Source organism: Borrelia venezuelensis (assembly GCF_023035835.1).
In the GTDB taxonomy this organism is placed as follows: domain Bacteria; phylum Spirochaetota; class Spirochaetia; order Borreliales; family Borreliaceae; genus Borrelia; species Borrelia turicatae.
The window spans coordinates 1-16,924 of record NZ_CP073224.1 but is presented as its reverse complement, the minus strand read 5'-3'; the positions used below and the strand labels follow the sequence as shown (position 1 = coordinate 16,924).

The 16,924-nt window shown below is 30.7% G+C and carries 24 protein-coding genes; 15 read left to right on the top strand and 9 right to left on the bottom strand.

All coding sequences use genetic code 11. The features are described from left to right. Nucleotides 1–487 precede the first annotated feature (487 nt). A complete protein-coding gene (locus bvRMA01_RS05365; protein WP_247032671.1) occupies nt 488–634 on the bottom strand; it encodes a hypothetical protein in 147 nt (48 codons plus the stop codon). Nucleotides 635–1,162: 528 nt separating this feature from the next. Here bvRMA01_RS05365 and bdr point away from each other — a divergent pair. Next, nucleotides 1,163–1,696 carry a Bdr family repetitive protein gene (gene bdr / locus bvRMA01_RS05360; RefSeq protein ID WP_247032669.1) on the top strand — a complete coding sequence of 178 codons (534 nt, stop codon included), beginning with the start codon at nt 1,163–1,165 and terminating at the stop codon, nt 1,694–1,696. A 47-nt stretch (nt 1,697–1,743) separates the two neighbouring features. Here bdr and bvRMA01_RS05355 read toward each other — a convergent pair whose 3' ends face one another. From bvRMA01_RS05355 to bvRMA01_RS05345, 3 genes are all read right to left on the bottom strand, one after another. Further along, on the bottom strand, nt 1,744–2,229 hold the full coding sequence (locus bvRMA01_RS05355; protein ID WP_247032667.1) for a hypothetical protein: 486 nt from the start codon (nt 2,227–2,229) through the stop codon (nt 1,744–1,746). Further along, nucleotides 2,226–3,767, bottom strand: a complete 1,542-nt coding sequence (locus bvRMA01_RS05350) for a plasmid maintenance protein (protein ID WP_247032665.1) — start codon at nt 3,765–3,767, stop codon at nt 2,226–2,228. Before bvRMA01_RS05350 ends, bvRMA01_RS05355 begins: the two co-directional genes overlap by 4 nt. Before the next feature lie 419 nt (nt 3,768–4,186). Continuing rightward, nucleotides 4,187–4,612: a hypothetical protein gene (locus tag bvRMA01_RS05345; RefSeq protein WP_119024407.1), complete on the bottom strand. Its 426-nt coding sequence runs from the start codon at nt 4,610–4,612 to the stop codon at nt 4,187–4,189. Between the two features lie 424 nt (nt 4,613–5,036). Between bvRMA01_RS05345 and bvRMA01_RS05340 the strand changes: the two genes are divergently transcribed. The 6 genes from bvRMA01_RS05340 to bvRMA01_RS05315 all read left to right on the top strand — a co-directional run bounded on the left by bvRMA01_RS05340 (nt 5,037) and on the right by bvRMA01_RS05315 (nt 7,745). Further along, complete coding sequence (locus tag bvRMA01_RS05340; RefSeq protein ID WP_162884396.1) at nt 5,037–5,189, top strand: hypothetical protein; 153 nt, start codon at nt 5,037–5,039, stop codon at nt 5,187–5,189. An 84-nt stretch (nt 5,190–5,273) separates the two neighbouring features. Then, a complete protein-coding gene (locus bvRMA01_RS05335) occupies nt 5,274–5,966 on the top strand; it encodes a DUF261 family protein (protein WP_247032663.1) in 693 nt (230 codons plus the stop codon). Nucleotides 5,967–5,997: 31 nt separating this feature from the next. Then, a complete protein-coding gene (locus tag bvRMA01_RS05330; RefSeq protein ID WP_247032661.1) occupies nt 5,998–6,357 on the top strand; it encodes a hypothetical protein in 360 nt (119 codons plus the stop codon). A 9-nt stretch (nt 6,358–6,366) separates the two neighbouring features. Next, nucleotides 6,367–6,759 (top strand): BBA14 family lipoprotein, encoded by a 393-nt coding sequence (locus bvRMA01_RS05325; protein WP_247032660.1) that lies wholly within the window; start codon nt 6,367–6,369, stop codon nt 6,757–6,759. A gap of 22 nt (nt 6,760–6,781) precedes the next feature. Then, nucleotides 6,782–7,138 carry a hypothetical protein gene (locus tag bvRMA01_RS06260; protein WP_349643002.1) on the top strand — a complete coding sequence of 119 codons (357 nt, stop codon included), beginning with the start codon at nt 6,782–6,784 and terminating at the stop codon, nt 7,136–7,138. A gap of 382 nt (nt 7,139–7,520) precedes the next feature. Further along, on the top strand, nt 7,521–7,745 hold the full coding sequence (locus tag bvRMA01_RS05315; protein WP_247032658.1) for a hypothetical protein: 225 nt from the start codon (nt 7,521–7,523) through the stop codon (nt 7,743–7,745). Here bvRMA01_RS05315 and bvRMA01_RS05310 read toward each other — a convergent pair. Continuing rightward, nucleotides 7,726–8,166, bottom strand: coding sequence for a hypothetical protein (locus bvRMA01_RS05310; protein WP_247032657.1), 441 nt, complete (start codon nt 8,164–8,166; stop codon nt 7,726–7,728). The two genes, bvRMA01_RS05315 and bvRMA01_RS05310, sit on opposite strands and share 20 nt — an antisense overlap. Nucleotides 8,167–8,187: 21 nt before the next feature. Between bvRMA01_RS05310 and bvRMA01_RS05305 the strand changes: the two genes are divergently transcribed. The 7 genes from bvRMA01_RS05305 to bvRMA01_RS05275 all read left to right on the top strand — a co-directional run bounded on the left by bvRMA01_RS05305 (nt 8,188) and on the right by bvRMA01_RS05275 (nt 11,558). After that, nucleotides 8,188–8,499: a hypothetical protein gene (locus tag bvRMA01_RS05305; protein ID WP_247032656.1), complete on the top strand. Its 312-nt coding sequence runs from the start codon at nt 8,188–8,190 to the stop codon at nt 8,497–8,499. Further along, nucleotides 8,496–8,651 carry a hypothetical protein gene (locus tag bvRMA01_RS05300; protein WP_247032655.1) on the top strand — a complete coding sequence of 52 codons (156 nt, stop codon included), beginning with the start codon at nt 8,496–8,498 and terminating at the stop codon, nt 8,649–8,651. Before bvRMA01_RS05305 ends, bvRMA01_RS05300 begins: the two co-directional genes overlap by 4 nt. A gap of 48 nt (nt 8,652–8,699) precedes the next feature. Further along, a complete protein-coding gene (locus bvRMA01_RS05295; RefSeq protein WP_247032654.1) occupies nt 8,700–8,909 on the top strand; it encodes a hypothetical protein in 210 nt (69 codons plus the stop codon). Between the two features lie 41 nt (nt 8,910–8,950). Continuing rightward, nucleotides 8,951–9,295, top strand: coding sequence for a hypothetical protein (locus bvRMA01_RS05290; protein WP_247032653.1), 345 nt, complete (start codon nt 8,951–8,953; stop codon nt 9,293–9,295). 6 nt (nt 9,296–9,301) lie between these two features. Further along, on the top strand, nt 9,302–9,925 hold the full coding sequence (locus tag bvRMA01_RS05285) for a hypothetical protein (protein ID WP_247032652.1): 624 nt from the start codon (nt 9,302–9,304) through the stop codon (nt 9,923–9,925). A 42-nt stretch (nt 9,926–9,967) separates the two neighbouring features. Continuing rightward, nucleotides 9,968–10,921, top strand: a complete 954-nt coding sequence (locus bvRMA01_RS05280) for a cell division protein ZapA (protein WP_247032651.1) — start codon at nt 9,968–9,970, stop codon at nt 10,919–10,921. Nucleotides 10,922–11,111: 190 nt separating this feature from the next. Then, nucleotides 11,112–11,558: a hypothetical protein gene (locus bvRMA01_RS05275; RefSeq protein WP_247032650.1), complete on the top strand. Its 447-nt coding sequence runs from the start codon at nt 11,112–11,114 to the stop codon at nt 11,556–11,558. 392 nt (nt 11,559–11,950) lie between these two features. Here the strand turns inward: bvRMA01_RS05275 and bvRMA01_RS05270 are convergent, their stop codons facing one another. The 4 genes from bvRMA01_RS05270 to bvRMA01_RS05255 all read right to left on the bottom strand — a co-directional run bounded on the left by bvRMA01_RS05270 (nt 11,951) and on the right by bvRMA01_RS05255 (nt 16,053). Beyond that, nucleotides 11,951–12,481, bottom strand: coding sequence for a P13 family porin (locus bvRMA01_RS05270; RefSeq protein WP_247032648.1), 531 nt, complete (start codon nt 12,479–12,481; stop codon nt 11,951–11,953). Nucleotides 12,482–12,650: 169 nt separating this feature from the next. Continuing rightward, entirely contained in the window at nt 12,651–13,955 is a 1,305-nt protein-coding gene (locus bvRMA01_RS05265; protein ID WP_247032646.1) for a hypothetical protein, read from the bottom strand. Between the two features lie 36 nt (nt 13,956–13,991). Continuing rightward, a complete protein-coding gene (locus bvRMA01_RS05260) occupies nt 13,992–15,227 on the bottom strand; it encodes a hypothetical protein (protein ID WP_247032644.1) in 1,236 nt (411 codons plus the stop codon). 175 nt (nt 15,228–15,402) lie between these two features. Then, the gene (locus bvRMA01_RS05255) at nt 15,403–16,053 is read right to left on the bottom strand and encodes an apolipoprotein A1/A4/E family protein (RefSeq protein ID WP_247032642.1); all 651 of its coding nucleotides are present in this window, start codon (nt 16,051–16,053) and stop codon (nt 15,403–15,405) included. A gap of 383 nt (nt 16,054–16,436) precedes the next feature. Between bvRMA01_RS05255 and bvRMA01_RS05250 the strand changes: the two genes are divergently transcribed. Then, nucleotides 16,437–16,790 (top strand): hypothetical protein, encoded by a 354-nt coding sequence (locus bvRMA01_RS05250; protein ID WP_247032641.1) that lies wholly within the window; start codon nt 16,437–16,439, stop codon nt 16,788–16,790. The last annotated feature ends 134 nt before the right edge of the window (nt 16,791–16,924 follow it).

Below are 16,924 nucleotides of genomic sequence, written 5' to 3'. Positions count from 1 at the left end.
TTTTGTTAATAGTATAGGAATTTATCCATTTATACAAATCATAAGTTTCCACATATAACTCATAAGTTTGCTACTAAAAATTAATAGTTTGCATAAAAAACTCAATAGTTGCTTTAAAAAAATATATAGTTACCTCCCTATTTTCTATATTAATAGTACTATACTTATATATACATATGTTCTCTCTAAAAAATTTATTTACTAATAATATCCCTTATATCCCTATTTATAAAATTAATCCTGATGAATTTATTTTAATTAGTAATCATCTTATTCTCTCTTCTAGTACTATTCATAATTTATTTGGCATATCATGGCTTCCGGTATACCTTTAACACATTTAAAAGATACTGGTATTAAAATATTTTATACTTTTAATAACAATATTATTACTTATACATTAAGTAATGGTCTACAGCTTCAACAATATTCTCTACTCAAGCCCAATGTTATTGCTACTTCCATTAAAAATTTAAATAAAAATATTTTATCCTCTATGCATGCATATAAAATTAACTACATTGCTAAAAATATATTCAACTTCTCTATCACTACTAAACACATAATTTCTATCTACTCTTTGATTGCTAAGTCTAAATTTACCTTCAATAATATCTCTTACAATAATACTCATCTCAATATCCTATTAGATAATAAACCTTGTATCCTAGATTTATACGAAAGAATAAACTATATTAAGTCTTTTAACAGACCAAAACTTAATAAAAACAACCTAGATCTATTTAAAAACCATCCTAATAAAACTCTCTCTACTATCGCTTCACTAGTTGAATCTTTCTTCCTTGATCAAACATTAAACAAAAACTTACATACTCTCAAATCTTATATTAATCTACATCTCAAACAACTTGGTATACCTTATAAACCTACTAATAAATTTCAAAAACAACTATTTTCTCATATATTTTTGCAATAAAACAATGTACATTTTTGTGATAACTCATAAAAAGAATACATAAAAGAAAATAACTTTGTTCATCTTAGCAGCAAACTATGTACAAATCGCTAATAAGATATAAATTGTATATTCTGTACTATTGTAATAAAATCCTGAAAAAAATTTCTTACCTATCCTTCCTTAAAAACTATTCTCTCATATATTTTTATAATTATATATTGTATAATTAAATAAGGAGATTTTATGGAACTTGCTCAACCAATAATTACTCAACAAATGGTCATCGCTGAGCTTACCAAGGCCGGTATCAAGAGAGATATCGCTGTTGATTTATCTTACAGATATTATAAAAATGAGCTTACTCACAAGGATATTGAGTATTTAGAGACTACTTTTAACCTTAAACTCGAAAAAGTCGAAGCTCTTTTACAAGCTGAGATTCAAAGGGTTGAGACAACTTTAAAATCTGATATTAGAGAGCTTGACAATAAGATTGATAACGTCAAAAGTGAATTAAAATCTGACATTAAGGATCTTGATAATAAATTCGATACTAAATTTAATGAACTTGATAACAAAATTGATTCTGTTGAGAACAATCTTAACACCAAGATTGATTCTGTTGAAAATAATCTTAACATCAAGATTGATAACGTCAGAACTGAATTAAAATCTGATATTAAAGACCTCGATAATAAACTTAAACTTCATAATTGGATGTTTGGTACTATTATTACCATCTCTATAGGTATTTTATTAACTCTTATCTTTAAATAATTGTATAATTTAATTAAAAAGCAATAAGTCCATAAATTGATACTACCCTAAGGACTTAGAGTGTTAGCTTTTTTAGACACCTTAACCTGCTTACCACTCTCTTTCCCTTCAAAGCCGTCTTCTCCCTCTAAAACACTCACGTCATTAGCAACATCCTCAGTTACATTAACAACTTCCCTTTGTTTTAATTTTTTAAGTAAGATTTCCTTATAATCTTCATAAAACATATCCAATATATTATTCATCAACGATCCTCGCTTAGTTTCACAATAATAATCATTATTGCCTATTTTCCAAATCGTAATATCAAGGGTCTCTCTATATTTTGCTCCTATCCAATCTTTAACGTATCCATATACATATTCCCAGTCAATATCTTCTGGCTTAAGTATTGGAAAATTAACTATACTCTTATCGCTCTTTCTAGACTGTACTTCATCGCTCATATAAATTTCCCAAAACCTATGGCGTTTGATGTATAGCTGGCGTTTGATGTATAGCCTTCTTACTAAATATTTTAAACTAAATTTCATGGCATATCTCCTTTTTCACCTAATTTCAGGTTATCCTCTTCTGATGAAACCAAAGTCCCTAAATTAGATATAGAGAGACCCTTAGTAGTCTTAAATCCTTCAAAATTACTATTAAGCACAATTGGTCTTGATAGACTACAAGCTCTCTCATAGGGCTTTAAATTATTCATGTTATTCTCCGTGTCAACTCTCATATTCCCTACCCTGTTTTTCTCCAAAGTAGCAAACATACTTGCCCTAGCTTTTTCTCTAAGACAAGCATCCTCTTCACGAGCTCTTCTTAAACGCTCTTTTCTCTCTCTAGATTCACGTTCAAACAACTTACTTAAATATTCTTCTCTTCTCTTTATCTCAAGTCTTAGTTTATCTTCGGATGGCTTCTCTATTTTCTCTCTTCCCTCAGGACTTAAATGTTTATCATGTATCCCTTTAACAACTGATACGTTATGCTTAACTTGTATATGCCCTCCATAAGTCTCTTTAGGCCTGTAATTACTCTTGTACTTATTTGGGTACCAATCCCTAAATCTCCCCTCCCATATAAGCTCATAATCACTAATAATACCATCGCTTCGCCTCATCATCATCCATACCTTGTATTTATACCTATTGCTAAACTGTTTTAGGAAATGCTCTAAGACATCTTCAATGTTGTATTCACTCTCGTATTCAATTATTGCTCTCTCTAGATTGATCAGTGCATTTATGTAAGTCGAGTCGTTATTACTGCACTCTTTTACTCGGGTTAGGTATCTTTTATCGATTTTATGTTTGGATACAAGCCGTATCTCTACGTCATTCCTTTTGAATTTGCACTTTCTTGGTTTAACGGTAACAGTTTTTCTTAGAAGCATTTCTTTAGAATTCTTATTATTTATATAGCTTATATTAGCTTTATTAAATACAGCCGATTCCACTACATGCGACATTTGGCTTATATTATTATGTTGTCTTAACTTAGAGAGTATGTTTAACCTTTCAAGCTTTGTGTAATTAAATGTTGTATTTTTATAGTCTTGATCGAAATCACCAACAATTCTTTTGTCCTTTAACTTTTCTTTAAGCTCTTCTTTAAGATATTCTAAAATTATTTCTTTGTGTATGTGATCAAGTTCCATATTTTGTACATAGTGAGAAATGCTTCCCTTATTTTTTCCAAACTTTCTAATTTTAGATTTTATTAACCCACTTTCATTTAGAAGTTTGAGGTCTCTTTCAAATGTTCGTCTACATACTTTTTTATACCCGTCATTTTCTAATAATTTACTTACAATATTGTAAATATCCCTTGCTGAATATTCTTCAATTCCACTTGATTTCTTGTAGTTTTTATTCTTTGCATTTATGATCCAATAAATTTTAATCAGTCTATCGTATTTGTTTAATGTCCGAGTTATTAGCGATTTAACTTGTGATACACAGATTGCTTTAGTATCAGGGGATGTTTTATCTTTATTTGTTTCTATAAGGTTATTTAGTATTAATTTTATTTTGTCTTGTGATTTGAATTTTTTTGTTTCTTTTGTTATAATGTTCATACATTATCTCTTTAATCCAAAGTTGGATTTTCTTTTGAAGCTTTGGATTGAGGTTTTTTTATTATATATAAAAAAATCACTTTTGACTAGGTTGTGCGTCAAAGTGATTTTTTTATATACCACTTCTTTCGCTTCCCACATTTTAGAAATAATTTTTGTAAAATTACTAGTTATATAATAAAAAAACTTATTATTTGTTATCATCAATATTTATTTTAGAATAATATCGAATTATTTTCAATAAAAATTTTTTTATATTTTATAAAAACAAATATTTTTTTTGATATTTATAGATTGGTATCAAAAATATTTGTTTTTTTGATTGAATTATTTTCAACAAGAATTTCTAATATTTATAGACTGATATAAAAAATATTTGTTTCTTATATTTTGTGTAGTGTTTTTGTATATTTGTTTCATTATTGAATTTCTTTTTCTTTTTCTTGTACCTTTTGCTTAAGTTTTGCGATTTCTTGTTGTAATTGTATAACTGCGTGTATAATTGATTGTGTATTTGTATTTTGGCTCTTTAGCTCTGTGATCGGCTTAATCGATGGTACTGGATATTTTTCTTCGTATGCACGTATAATTGGTTTTATTCTTTGTATTTTTTTATCGATAATTATTTCAGTAGCCATTTTTGTTTCTTTAAATTTTAAATTTATGGTTAAATTGGGAAACACTTCTTCTGGAAGATATCTAATACCATTATATGTAACATATGCGTTTAATTTTGCTGCTTTTGTGCAAAGGTTTTGCTTCGTTATTTTGTATTGATATTTTTCCTCTAGTATTTCTATTGCTTCTTTAACTTTATAAAGTCTAATTTTGTTTACTATTTTCATATTTTAGGTTTCCTCATTTTTATTTTTTTATGCTCATATTATAATTGTTATTTTAAAGTTAAGCAAATTTTATAACAATATTGTCATAATTATTAATTTTTTATAAAGAATGAATTTTTTATAATTTAATAATTTTTTATTTTTTCTATATAAAAGCCAAATTATAATGAATTTCAGTTTGATTTATATTTATTTTTCTTTAAATTATTATATAATAATATTTAATATTAAAATATTTTTTTTATATAGTTTATTTAGGGATTTTGAATTTTGAATTTAAAAATTCATGATTTCAATTTCATATTTAGATTTTCTCATGTATATGAAGCAAGAGCTACTTTGCTTTTGTTAGCTTTAATTAAGTAGGTTGGTAGAGGTGAAGTATTTTTGTTTATCATTAAAGACTGAAAGGAGATTATTTCAAGTGTCTAGTGGGATTAAGAGACAGATTAATATTATTGGAACTATTGCAGCAGTATTAATGATTTGTGTGTCTGGAGTTGGAACCTATGCCTTGAAAGGATTTTTATCTGATTTGAAAAAAGAGATGATGGGATTTAGAGAGTCTGTTACTTGAAGAGGGATTTAAAATTAAAAATGCATTTAGGGAAGAATTAGATAAATGTTTCGATTTATTGAAACATTTTTGAAGAGGGGGGTTATGAGAAGTAAAATTTTTATGGTTCTTTATGATTTTGCATACAAAGCTTTGAAAGATTACTTTATTAAAAAGCATAAATCAGAATTGCTTGAAGGTGCCGTGTCTTTAGAAGATTCATCTTATCAAGTTTGTGAAAAAATAAGAGAAATAGAAAAGCATAGGTTAGTAGTTCCTTTTCAATATAATTTCAAAGACCAAAACGTTGCTATTTGTAAATTTGGATGTTATTTTTTATGCATTTTGCTTATTGCATTTGTAGTTAAAGAAATCAAAGATAAAGTTGAGAAATATTTCGATAAGTTTGAAGTCAATTTATTCTTTAGGAGCCTTGCAGCTACTGGTTGTTTGAAGGATGTCAATTCATACGTACTTGACCCAAATTTAATATTTAAGCATCTTGGGGTTGGTGACGATATTCATTATCTGAATGTCCATTGTTCCCCTACTCATTATAACCCTGGTAATTGTGATATTTTAGTTGGCAAATACAGAGAGAGTGAGCGTGGTTTATACCATTTTGTAATTCTTGATAATGATTTAAGTTCTGTTATTTGGGACTCACTTGGCAGTTCTAAGGCTGTAAGTAATGGTGTACTTGAGTCCTTAAGGGTATTTAAGCTTGTTGATTCGTCTCTTAGTTTTGATATTAGGCGAAGACTTACCCTCTATAGTGAGCAGTTTAGAAATGTGTAAGTAGTAAAAAAGATATTTTGGAGGTTTTATTTTGAATGTAGTAAAAAATGTAAATAAACTTTTTGATGCAGTAATGGCAAAAGATTTTCTATTACAAGAATTTGGTGCTGTTGTAGGAGAATCTAAGGTTGAACTTGCACGTGAGGGTATGACACTTACAAGTTCAATTTTGAATTTTATCTATTCTATAAAAGATGAGATTGCAAAAAGTAATGAAAACAGACGTGTTTTTGAGATCATAAATTCAAGGCTAAGAGGTGCGATTGACCTAGCAATTGATGCTTGCAGGGTTTTGGAGAATGGTGAGAATTGGGATGAATATGATAAGCTTGTTGAGCTTAGAGGTCAAGTAGCTAAGGAAGCATTAGATAGGATGGAATTAAAGGACTAGTAGGTTGTTATGAAGTTTAAATTTAATTTTTTAAATAATTATTTGTTATCTTTATGTTTGTTATTTTTAGTATTCTCTTGCAGAGGAATTGCAAGTCTTCCAAATGAACCTACCTTAACTGGTAAAGAAGACCCTATAAGCTTGGCTCGTGATGAAGCTTCATTATTTGAATATGCATTAAGTCTGAGTGCATGGCTTATTGATGCTAAGAGTTATGTTAATGCTTGCTATAAACACCATAAATTTCCATTATTTGAAAAATTTGACCCCACATTTAAGGGTGGTATTGGAGAAGAGGGTATTAAGGTAAGAATGGCTTATTATAAGCGCTACATAGCCTCAGTTAAACCCATTGCTATTGATGTATACCGTAGGTATACTCAAGTGTCCTTACAGGAATAGGGTAGGCAAGGGAGATTTAAGTTTGCAACAAGAAGATAAAGTTGAGAAAGATTTAACAGAAACAGAAGGAGAGGTGGTAGATGTAGATCGTCTTAAAGATATCCCCTCCCCTTCTGTTCATTTGTCTTCTCTAGATATTAGTGAGCCTTCTAGAATGGTTAATGTAGAGCTAATCTCTAGCGATCATACTGACTTTGAAGTTGAATCTAATTCTGAAGATATTCAAGCCGAAGGTATTCAAGAAGAGGAAGAACATCCAGGGTTTTGCGAGCTAAGTATTGTCTTTTTTACCGATGAAGGTCAATTTTTTGATCTAACCCCTTACACTGATATATCTAGTGTGTCTTTAGAGCTTAAAATTGTAGAGACCCTACACTAAAGACTGCATCAAGTAGCTTTAAATTTGAAGCAAATGGCCTTTCAGATGAATTTTTGGATTTCCTATTCTTTAGGAAAGAAGATGTATATGTGATCTTAAGTGAGGGACCTCGGTCATTATTCAAAGGTGTTTTAGAAAAATTTTTCAACAGAGAGGTGTTTAACTCCACTAAAAGTATTAGCTTTACTGTGAAACATGTGGTTCAATATCAGCTATTGGTAAGATACCAGAACAAACAGTTGAGTTTTCAGGGTATTCTGTTAAGGAAACGGTTGATAATAAAGAAGAGTTACTTGAGACTTATATAGAGCGTTCGCATTTTGTAACAAGAGACATTATAAGTAAGTCTGATAGTGATAAGTATGAGATTGGGAAGCGAGTATTGCCTCGCAATTATGAATTTTTTGTGCTTTTTGTAAATCAGGTTCAAAGTGAAAACCAACGAACTAAATTCATGGTTGCAGAAGGACAAATTGCGACCTTTAGTCCAAGTCAGGATTTGTCAAATCAGAAAAAAATTGACCTGAAATGTGAATTAATGCTTTCAAAACCGTTAATCCCACTGTCTTATGACTGTATTAAAGATGCTAAATTTTTTGAAATCTAATTAAGGTATCAGATATATTGTTAATCTCAACTGCTAAGTTTGATAGCATATCTTGTAAAAGTACAATATCTCTTTCAACCATTTCTTTAGTTACAAGACTACCACTCTGATCAAATAATCCTCTAAAGCCTACAACATTATCTCTCCAAATTTTTTTTACAAATTCCATCTGTCGATTTGTTACGTCCAAAGCTACTCTAGGATCAATTTCTTTGCCAGAGTTATTTGTTAATTTCTGAAGTAGTTCAATTTGAATAACCTTAATTCCTTCAATAAATCCATAATTTATACCTTCAAGTATGACAAATGCTTTATCACTACCCTTCTCATTAACAGTATTAGTTGCATTACCTTTTCTTCTTATATAATCTGGAATATAAGGCAACTCAATACAACCTGACAAATTAACATTAATAATCATAAAACTACAATCTCCTTAAAAGTGGAGGGTGGCTTCAAAAAAGTCGAGTTTGCCCTGCACTATATCATCAAACGGGACCACTACGAGCAAGTCTTAAGGTATGTAGATAAAATAAATTCAAGGTTTATAAAAGATATGAAGATTGAAATGAGTTGGATTAAGCACAATGAAGATGCCTTAGCACACCTTATAAATCAGGCACTGCTTGCAAGAAGTGTTGGGAGTCTTCCACGGGAAGGGGGACTTTATAATCAAAATTACTGGTTTGTACTTGTTTTGAGTGAACTTAATCTTTATATCAAAAAACTTGAAAGTGAGAGCATAGGCAAATGACGCTTGATGAGATTATAATTCCTTTGTCAATTACTACTAGTAATGATGATAAATTAGACGCGATATTTGGTGCACTTAAAAGAATAGCAGAGCAAGGATTTGAAAATCTAAATGATTTGAAATCAAAATTAGATAATGTAACTAAGGCCTGAGCTGGTGTTAATACGGTTTATGATGCTTTGATTTCAAATATGAAGGATATGAAAAAGAATTTCAAAGATCTTGCTGACTCAATTAAAGGTGTTGGCGATAAAACTAAAAACATCAAGACTCTAAGTAGCACCTTTCAAGGTCTTGGTAAAAGTTTAATTAATGTAAAAGGGTTGGCTCAAGGGGTGGAGGAGGCTTTAGGTGGAGTTGTAAGTAGTGTGTTACCAATAACATTAATTATAAAGCGGTTGAAAAGATAGGTTCAACTATTTCGGGAATATTTACAGGGTCTCTAGACTGTTTGGCTTCATTTAATGAAGAGGTTAGTGTCTTTTCTAATATGTTGGGTAATGCTGGCATTGGGAAAGCCTTAGCTGATGATATGAGGTTGTTTGGTGAAGAGACGTTGTTTACTGGGGAGGCTATAAATAATGCAACTAAAACCATGCTTGCTTATGGAGCAACTGCTTCTGAAGTTAGTGAGCGAATGCGTATGTTTGGAGGGGCTGCAGGAGGTAGTAGCGAAGGGCTTGAGAAATTGGCTGAAGTGTACTTTAAAGTAGAGGCTATCAATAGGATTACATTAGAGGACCTTGAGTCCCTTCGTGATGCTGGAATTGATATTACTGGTATTTTAGCAGAATAGGCAGGAGTGGCAGGTGAATCTTTATTTGAAATGGCAAGTGAGGGTAAACTTGGATTTGAAGAATTAAGCGGTGCCTTAAAAAAGGCTACAAGTGAGGGTGGTAAATTTTACAAAAATACTGCTCGTGAAGCAAAAATTTTAGCAGATGCCCAGCTTCAAACATCTAAAATGAGTGAAAAACTCTTTTTAGAACTTGGGCAGGCACTTGAGCCTCTTATGATAGGTTTTGAGAAGATAAAACAAGGGTTACTTTTAGGAATTGTAACGCCTATAAAGAATATTATCTCATCAGTAATGGATCTCTTTGGTAGGCTTAAAGAGCTTGTATCCTATGTTGGTGGTAAATTTGTTGAAGGATTTAAAGTTGCATTTGATCCAATTGTCAAGCTTTTTGAAAAAGTTGCAAATTTGGCAAGTAATATTTGGGATAAAGTGTCTAAAATTTTAGGTCTAAGCAAAGAAGATCCTTTAAAAGCTCCTTTTGATGGTAAAAGGTCTGTAGAGGAGAGACTTAAGAACCAAGATAAAATTGATAAAGATAATTTCAATAAACAAATGATTTCAGACTATTCGGATTTGCAAAATCAGATTTTCAAAATGCAAAGAGAAGTTGCACTAAAGCCTTTTTAAAGGATCAAGAAAAGGCTATCCGTCGCTTAAAATCTATAATTAATGCTAAAAATAAGGCATTTATTGCTAAGTATGGTGCAAGCAAGTTTTGACTGGTTAACTGATGAGAATCAGAAAACACTTGCTAATGTTGAGAGAGATGTTAATAATTTTGCGAAGGCTAATTTTGGTTTTGTAAATGAACACAAGGATTTGCAAAATGAAATAGCAAGACTTAATAGAGAGATTTTGATGCTTCCGTATGAATCTCAAGAGGAAGCAATGAGGGAACTTGCTAGTACTATTAATGAAAAGCAAAAAGCATTTGTTAATAAGTATTTATCGAGTTTTAAGTCTCTTAATGAATCAAATAAGAATTTGCTAACGTCACTTCAGAAAGGGGTTAATGAATTTGGTAAGACAGCTACTGACAGGGCATTTGTAGAGGCACATAAAGCTTTGCAACAAAAGGTGACTTCAATGCAGTTTGAAGTAATGATGAGTCCGTTAGCTGAGAGAGAAAAAGCTAGTGCTGAGATGCAAACTGAGATTAATAAACTTTACCATTATTTTGTAGAGTCACATAAGGGAGAGTTTGAGAGACTTAATGAGTCAAACAGAAATACTTTGATTCAAATTGTAAGTCAAACAGAAAAGATGGCTGAGAGTTTAGTTAGTTTACTTTTTGAAAGTGTTGTAGGTATTGTAAATAAAATTGTTACTGAAGATTTAGGAAAAGGCGTTGTAGCAGGCAAGGGTGCAGATACCCTTACTCAGTCATTATTTGATGTATCAAAAGACATGCTAGCAAGTACGGGCCCTTGGGGAGCAATGGCTTCAGCTGCTCTAAGTTTTACTGTAGGTATTTTTAAAGGATTTGAAAAGCAGAGAATTAAAGAGATTGAAGAGCGTCGTGACAAGGATTTAGAGGAGCTAGCTAAACAGAGTGAGGTTGGACTTGCTTGTATTGAAGAAGGGTTTGATCGTGAGATTGCAATGCGAAAAAAGATAAGTTAGGAGAACTTGATGACCAATATAGTAAAGAGATTTAGTTCTTAAAACAAGCACAAAGTAAGGGACAAATATCTGGTGAAGAGTTTCAAAAGAGTTTCAAAACCGGATTGCACAAGTAGAGAGTGAGTATAAAACTAAAAGACAACAAGAGAGTGGAGCAATAACTGGGGCAGAAGATTCTAAAAAGGTTGAAGTGGAGCGTCATCTTAAACTTCAGAGTTTAGAAGGGGAGCGAATTAAGGCTCAGGCAGAAATTGAGAAGGTAAAAGCGTATAATTGGTATTGGAATCGCGATAGTGATTTAAAGAGTGCTCAAGGATTATTAGATGAAATTTTGACGAGAATAGCTAAGGTGAGATCCGCAAGATCTGTGCAAGAGATAAAGTTTGCACGCAAGGGAGCTCATTTTATGACAACAAAGCCTACGTATATGCCTGGTGCAGGACTTATGACTAGTGAGATGGGACAGAGCGAGCTTATAAGAGTAGCACCAGCCCCAATTGATGAAAATTTGCGTAATCTTGAGGCGAGAATTATTGCAGAAGAAATTAATAAAATACAAAAGAGCGAGGGCAATGGGAAGGGACAAGTAATTATTAATAATTACAATTTCAATGGTGATGTTTTAGATGCTCATTAACATTTTCTTCCTTAATTTCATCAAGTTCAAAATCTTGCTCCAAAACCTTATTACCATCTCTATTGAAGGGAACGCTACCAATATTATCCTCAACAAACCATCACTACTAATCTTACTGATAATATTTCTTAAACTTTCACCATGATTACAACTTGTAATAAATAAAACTAAAAACACTATTGATAATAAACTTACCTTGCGTCCCATAATATATCTTTCATTTAATTGATGTATAAGGATCATAATATGTCATTATATTGCAACTTTATAAAAGTAAAGCATAATTTCAACAAAAATTTAAGAATTACATATTCAATACGGTTACCTTGTAATAAGGTAACCGTAAGTAAACATATTAAAACTATACTCAAATTTTATTTTACATTTTATCATCAATACTTCTTAGTAAAAGCAAGTTCAAACGACAAACCAGCATTTTCGTTGAAATTTACTTCAAATTGGGGCTTAAATCCTCCCAAAGATATACCCAATTTTTCTCGAAGTTTCCTATTATAACTAGACGCATATGTAAAGGGACTTATTATCTCAACAATTCGTGTTATAAATAAAGTAATTCCACCTAAAGACACCAAAGATAATGCAAACGTTGGTGTTTCAATACCTTTATATTGAGAAAGAGAATATATACCACCACTAATCAAACCTACACCCAATATATCAAATCCTAAAATCAGTAATCCACCAGTAAGATTTCCTTGCATGAATGAACCTGTACCAAAACCCACAAAAAAATTCAATAAAAAAGGCACTAAAGTATTTTGTTTATGAAGTTCATAAATCAACAACTTGTTATCCATATTACCTTCAGTAGCTACAGTATCAGAAGCCATCTCATCATAACTTTGGGCAAAACTAACAACAATACAAACAAAAAATAACATTAAAATTAATACTTGTTTCATAAATACCTTACCTTCCCAAAAAAATGCTCAACATTTTCATAATATCCATATTATAACATATAAAAAGTTAATCATTCTCTTACCATGCTACTCATTTTGTTATAAGACATTTATAACAAAACCTCTATTCATTAAATCCTTGATTGCTACTACTTCCCATTCTTTCTGTTTATTCATCATCATCATCATCATCATCATCATCATCGTCATCATCATCATCGTCATCATCATCATCGTCATCATCATCATCGTCATCATCATCATCGTCATCATCATCATCGTCATCATCATCATCGTCATCATCATCATCATCTTCATCATCATCATCATCTTCTTCTTCTTCTTCTATTCCTTTCTTTCTTTTTTCCTCTATTCTTTTCTTTCTTCTTTCCTCTATTCTTTTCTTTCTTCTTTCCTCTATTCTTTTTCTTTCTTCTTTCTCTTCGAGTTTTTTCCCTCTATCGAATATATTGTACAATAAATCACGAATCTCTATTCCTCTTTTTTCAACCTCTATAATTGCATCATTACTATTTTTACTATTGATCAGTCTATTAAATACATTGTAAAATCTTTCTGCTGTCATTTTTTCTTTAGACAAACGAAAAACTCCCAGAGCATCAATAATCTTATACGATGCACAACCTATCACGATATTATATTCACTTACTTTCTGAGTAAGATTTATAAGTTCTTCCATAGTAGAATACTTGTTAAAAATATGGCGATGTATTGGGTCAAAATTTTTCCTTAAGGGACCGAAAGTAGAACTTGACATTCTGACTAACATATTCAATAAATTTTTAATAACAGGCCCATATCGACTTCTCTTCTCTGATGCATCTATACTACGATAGTCAGACTCGGAAACACTACGAAGGGGGGGGCTCATTGTATATATTGCAAATGCTAAAGCATAAATAAGATCAGGACTATGCTTCATAGATGCATAAAAAACTTCTGAATTGGAAGTATAGTTCCATTCTCTTACGTCAAATATATAATTAAAGACCAAAGACGGAAAATCTTTTCCTCCTTTATTAACAGGTTCATAACGTTTAACAAGATGGTCATATTCATAAAGCTCTTCTCTTGCTTTATGAAATTGTTTTAAAGCTTTCTTTCTAGTTGTTGCTTCTTGTTTTTTTTCTAGATTACCTAAACATAAATCGAAATCTATTGGCTTAACAATTATGTCATCTTGTTCACTTGAAGGAGGGTCAACATCCTCAGGAGGGTCAACATCCTCAGGAGGGTCAACATCCTCAGGAGGGTCAACATCCTCAGGAGGGTCAACATCCTCAGGAGGGTCAACATCCTCAGGAGGAGTAACGACACCACTAGGAGGAGGGACCATTTTATTTGACTTAGCTCCAAACAATTTTTGAGCTAAACTTCCCTCTTCTCTTGTTTTTGAATTGTGACCACAACACATTACAAACACAATAAAAAACATCATACTTACTTTTACCATTAAAATTCTCCTTTTTTTTATAATTTATTATAACTTTTAATTATTATTCAGCACATCATCAACATTAAGAACCAATCTTTGTTTCTCTTTTATAACCAAACCTCTATTCATTAAGTCCGATAAATAATTCCTTATTCTATAATACGATAAATTCGTATCTTTCTTAATATCCCTCAAAGACTTTATGGTACGATTATCATATTCTAAATTAGATGCAATAAATTCAAGTGATTCATCAACACTGTTAGACGTTTTTTTATTCTTTCCTACACTAGGAATGCGACTACATTGTATCTTTTTAACCTTACTTCTTGTAGGTAATGGAACAGAGTGTAATAACTTTTGTTCATAAAACTTATGATAAGCATTCTGTATTATACAAAATACCATTGCTAAAAATATATCTAGACACACAGACAATGATAGTAGTGAATAAACAAAAATTATATTAAGATAATCATTCCTAGCAATAACAACAGACGTCCCATTTAAAACATTAGCCGCTTTAATGCGATTATTATTTATAGCTGTTGTTTCAATCAAATTACCAAGTTTAAAACGCAAATCCCTTAAAGATTGTAAATGCTCATCCCTTTGATTAAACAAAATCTTATTCTCTTTGCTTGCATTCTCAATTTCTATCATGTAATCTTGTTTCATAGTTTTATATGTATAGTCTAAGCTCAAATGTTTATTCTTGGCAAATTCTATACGATCATTATTATTCTTTATCTTAACATCAATACTAGCTATTTCACCTTCAATTATTCGCTCTTTATTAAAGAGTAGCTTACGAAGACCTTCTTCTTTTTCTCTTTGACTTTTTTTAATACTTACAACAGTATCCTTAATAGTATCTTCAAACATCAAGCTAAAGAAACTCTCAAAACTCATCCATGAACTTACAGACTGTGTTACAAGTCCTATTACTAATAATACAAATATTGCTACCCTCTCTAAGCACGCAAACACTGAAACCTTAAACATACCTTCAACCACACGCTTCCTTAGCAAGTACAAAAAATACAACAATATTGAAGATGGTACCATTATAATGACTATTGTAAATGGTAGTGTAAAATATAAGCTAGAATTACTACTAACATTATAACTTGAAATTCCTCTATGAGAATGTAACACATTGAAGAAAAATAAGAACAGAGCAAACATTATCAACCAAATGTTACGAATAAAAAATTCAACATTAAATCTCAGGGAATCTCGAATACTAAACTCAACATTAATATCTTTTTTATTGTTTTTACCTATCATAAAAGCCCCTCTACCCTAACTATATTACCAAACTGTAATGAAATACTCAAACTGTAATGAAATACTCAAACTGTAATGAAATACTCAAACTGTAATGAAATACTCAAACTGTAATGAAATACTCAAACTGTAATGAAATACTCAAACTGTAATGAAATACAAATTGCTGTCTCTACTAAGAAATTCCTAAATATTTTCCTAAAGACACAAATAACTGTGCTACAAAATATGACGCAGCAAGTGCAGCAACAACTGTTAAAGATGAAACTAACTGACCCTTAAATCCTAACTTGCTCTCAATCAAAGTCAATCGAGAATTGATTTGTACTAAATCAGTTTTAACAACCTCTATCTTTTCATCAAGTTTATCTATCCTAGCATCAAGTTTATCTACTCTGGCATCAAGTCTATTTATCTTTTCATTTAGTCTAGTCTCTACTCCATCTATCTTTTCATCAAGTTTATTTATCTTTTCATTTAATCTAGTCTCTACTCCATCTATCTTTTCATTTAAATCATTCTTAACAGTTTCTATCTTTTCATTTAATCTAGTCTCTACCCCATCTATCCTTTCATTTAAATCATTCTTAACAGTTTCTATCTTTTCATTTAACTCATTCCTAAATATATTGATCTTGTCATCTAAATAATGAAAATTATCCAACATCCTATCTTGAAAAATATCAAACTTTTCTTCAAGAACATAATAACTAATAATATGACCATCAAACGTAACACTATGATAACCCTTCTTAACTCTCTCCGGTCTAACTGCGCTCTTAGCTATATCTTCATCATTTACTCGTTCTTTTACTTCAACACTCATATATAAAACCTCTATTAATTTTTTATACTTTAATTCTTTATATTCTAATTAATTATAACATATAAGTATATTCAATTAAGAAGAAGGGATTCTTTATAAAAGAATAAAGTCAATAACAAAAGCTACTGACTTTATTCATAGTGTAACACAGTAAGGATAATAAATTGTCTTGCTGTGTTACAAATAATATTATATACATACATAATTTCAAAAAAAGTCAAGTGATTTTTACGATTATCTTAAAATATTTGTATCAAGTTATTCTGCCATCCTAAAACTCATTGAATGCTCACGTGCTTTAAGCATACGAACAAGCTTATCAGCATCAAGAGGATATAATTTTTGAAGTTCAAAATGAGAAAAAAGATGAAATTGGTTTTAATATGCCTTCTTTGGAAAATTTTGATAATGAATTTAAAAAATTGCAATGGTGGTGTGGATATAATGAAAAGACTCTGTCAAATCTTTATAAAATGTCCTTTGCGGCTGGAGATATGGTTGGTAAATTTTATGATATTTGGACTAAATCTATTGAAGAGTATAATAGAGCTGATAAGGTTTTGGATCAAGCTATTTCTGATCTTGAGCAAATTAATAAATCTGTATCCGTTGAAGATAATAAGGATAATAGAATTTTTGATGCTGAAAAGATTGACGCTTGGAAAAAAGCTGGAGAGGTTAAACAAAAAGCTGAGCAAGACTGTAGAGCCGCTGATTATTATGCCAGAAAGATCTAAGAACAACCATTGAGGTTGTTCTTAGATCTTTGAAAATTATGAGAGGAGAGTTGGAATTGAAAGCAGATAAAGATATTTGAAATTGTTTAAATGTTTTTTATGATGTTCTTCTTATACTAATAAAAACTAAATTA

Coding starts and splice junctions, on each gene's coding strand:
- bvRMA01_RS05335 (WP_247032663.1), top strand. CDS start 5,274: ATGAGAAGTAAAATTTTTATGGTTCTTTATGATTTTGCATACAAAGCT.
- bvRMA01_RS05295 (WP_247032654.1), top strand. CDS start 8,700: ATGAAAAAGAATTTCAAAGATCTTGCTGACTCAATTAAAGGTGTTGGC.
- bvRMA01_RS05355 (WP_247032667.1), bottom strand. CDS start 2,229: ATGAAATTTAGTTTAAAATATTTAGTAAGAAGGCTATACATCAAACGC.
- bvRMA01_RS05250 (WP_247032641.1), top strand. CDS start 16,437: ATGCCTTCTTTGGAAAATTTTGATAATGAATTTAAAAAATTGCAATGG.
- bvRMA01_RS05255 (WP_247032642.1), bottom strand. CDS start 16,053: ATGAGTGTTGAAGTAAAAGAACGAGTAAATGATGAAGATATAGCTAAG.
- bvRMA01_RS05300 (WP_247032655.1), top strand. CDS start 8,496: ATGACGCTTGATGAGATTATAATTCCTTTGTCAATTACTACTAGTAAT.
- bvRMA01_RS05345 (WP_119024407.1), bottom strand. CDS start 4,612: ATGAAAATAGTAAACAAAATTAGACTTTATAAAGTTAAAGAAGCAATA.
- bvRMA01_RS05325 (WP_247032660.1), top strand. CDS start 6,367: ATGAAGTTTAAATTTAATTTTTTAAATAATTATTTGTTATCTTTATGT.
- bvRMA01_RS05365 (WP_247032671.1), bottom strand. CDS start 634: ATGAGTATTATTGTAAGAGATATTATTGAAGGTAAATTTAGACTTAGC.
- bdr (WP_247032669.1), top strand. CDS start 1,163: ATGGAACTTGCTCAACCAATAATTACTCAACAAATGGTCATCGCTGAG.
- bvRMA01_RS05280 (WP_247032651.1), top strand. CDS start 9,968: ATGCTAAAAATAAGGCATTTATTGCTAAGTATGGTGCAAGCAAGTTTT.
- bvRMA01_RS05260 (WP_247032644.1), bottom strand. CDS start 15,227: ATGATAGGTAAAAACAATAAAAAAGATATTAATGTTGAGTTTAGTATT.
- bvRMA01_RS05265 (WP_247032646.1), bottom strand. CDS start 13,955: ATGGTAAAAGTAAGTATGATGTTTTTTATTGTGTTTGTAATGTGTTGT.
- bvRMA01_RS05270 (WP_247032648.1), bottom strand. CDS start 12,481: ATGAAACAAGTATTAATTTTAATGTTATTTTTTGTTTGTATTGTTGTT.
- bvRMA01_RS05350 (WP_247032665.1), bottom strand. CDS start 3,767: ATGAACATTATAACAAAAGAAACAAAAAAATTCAAATCACAAGACAAA.
- bvRMA01_RS05310 (WP_247032657.1), bottom strand. CDS start 8,166: ATGATTATTAATGTTAATTTGTCAGGTTGTATTGAGTTGCCTTATATT.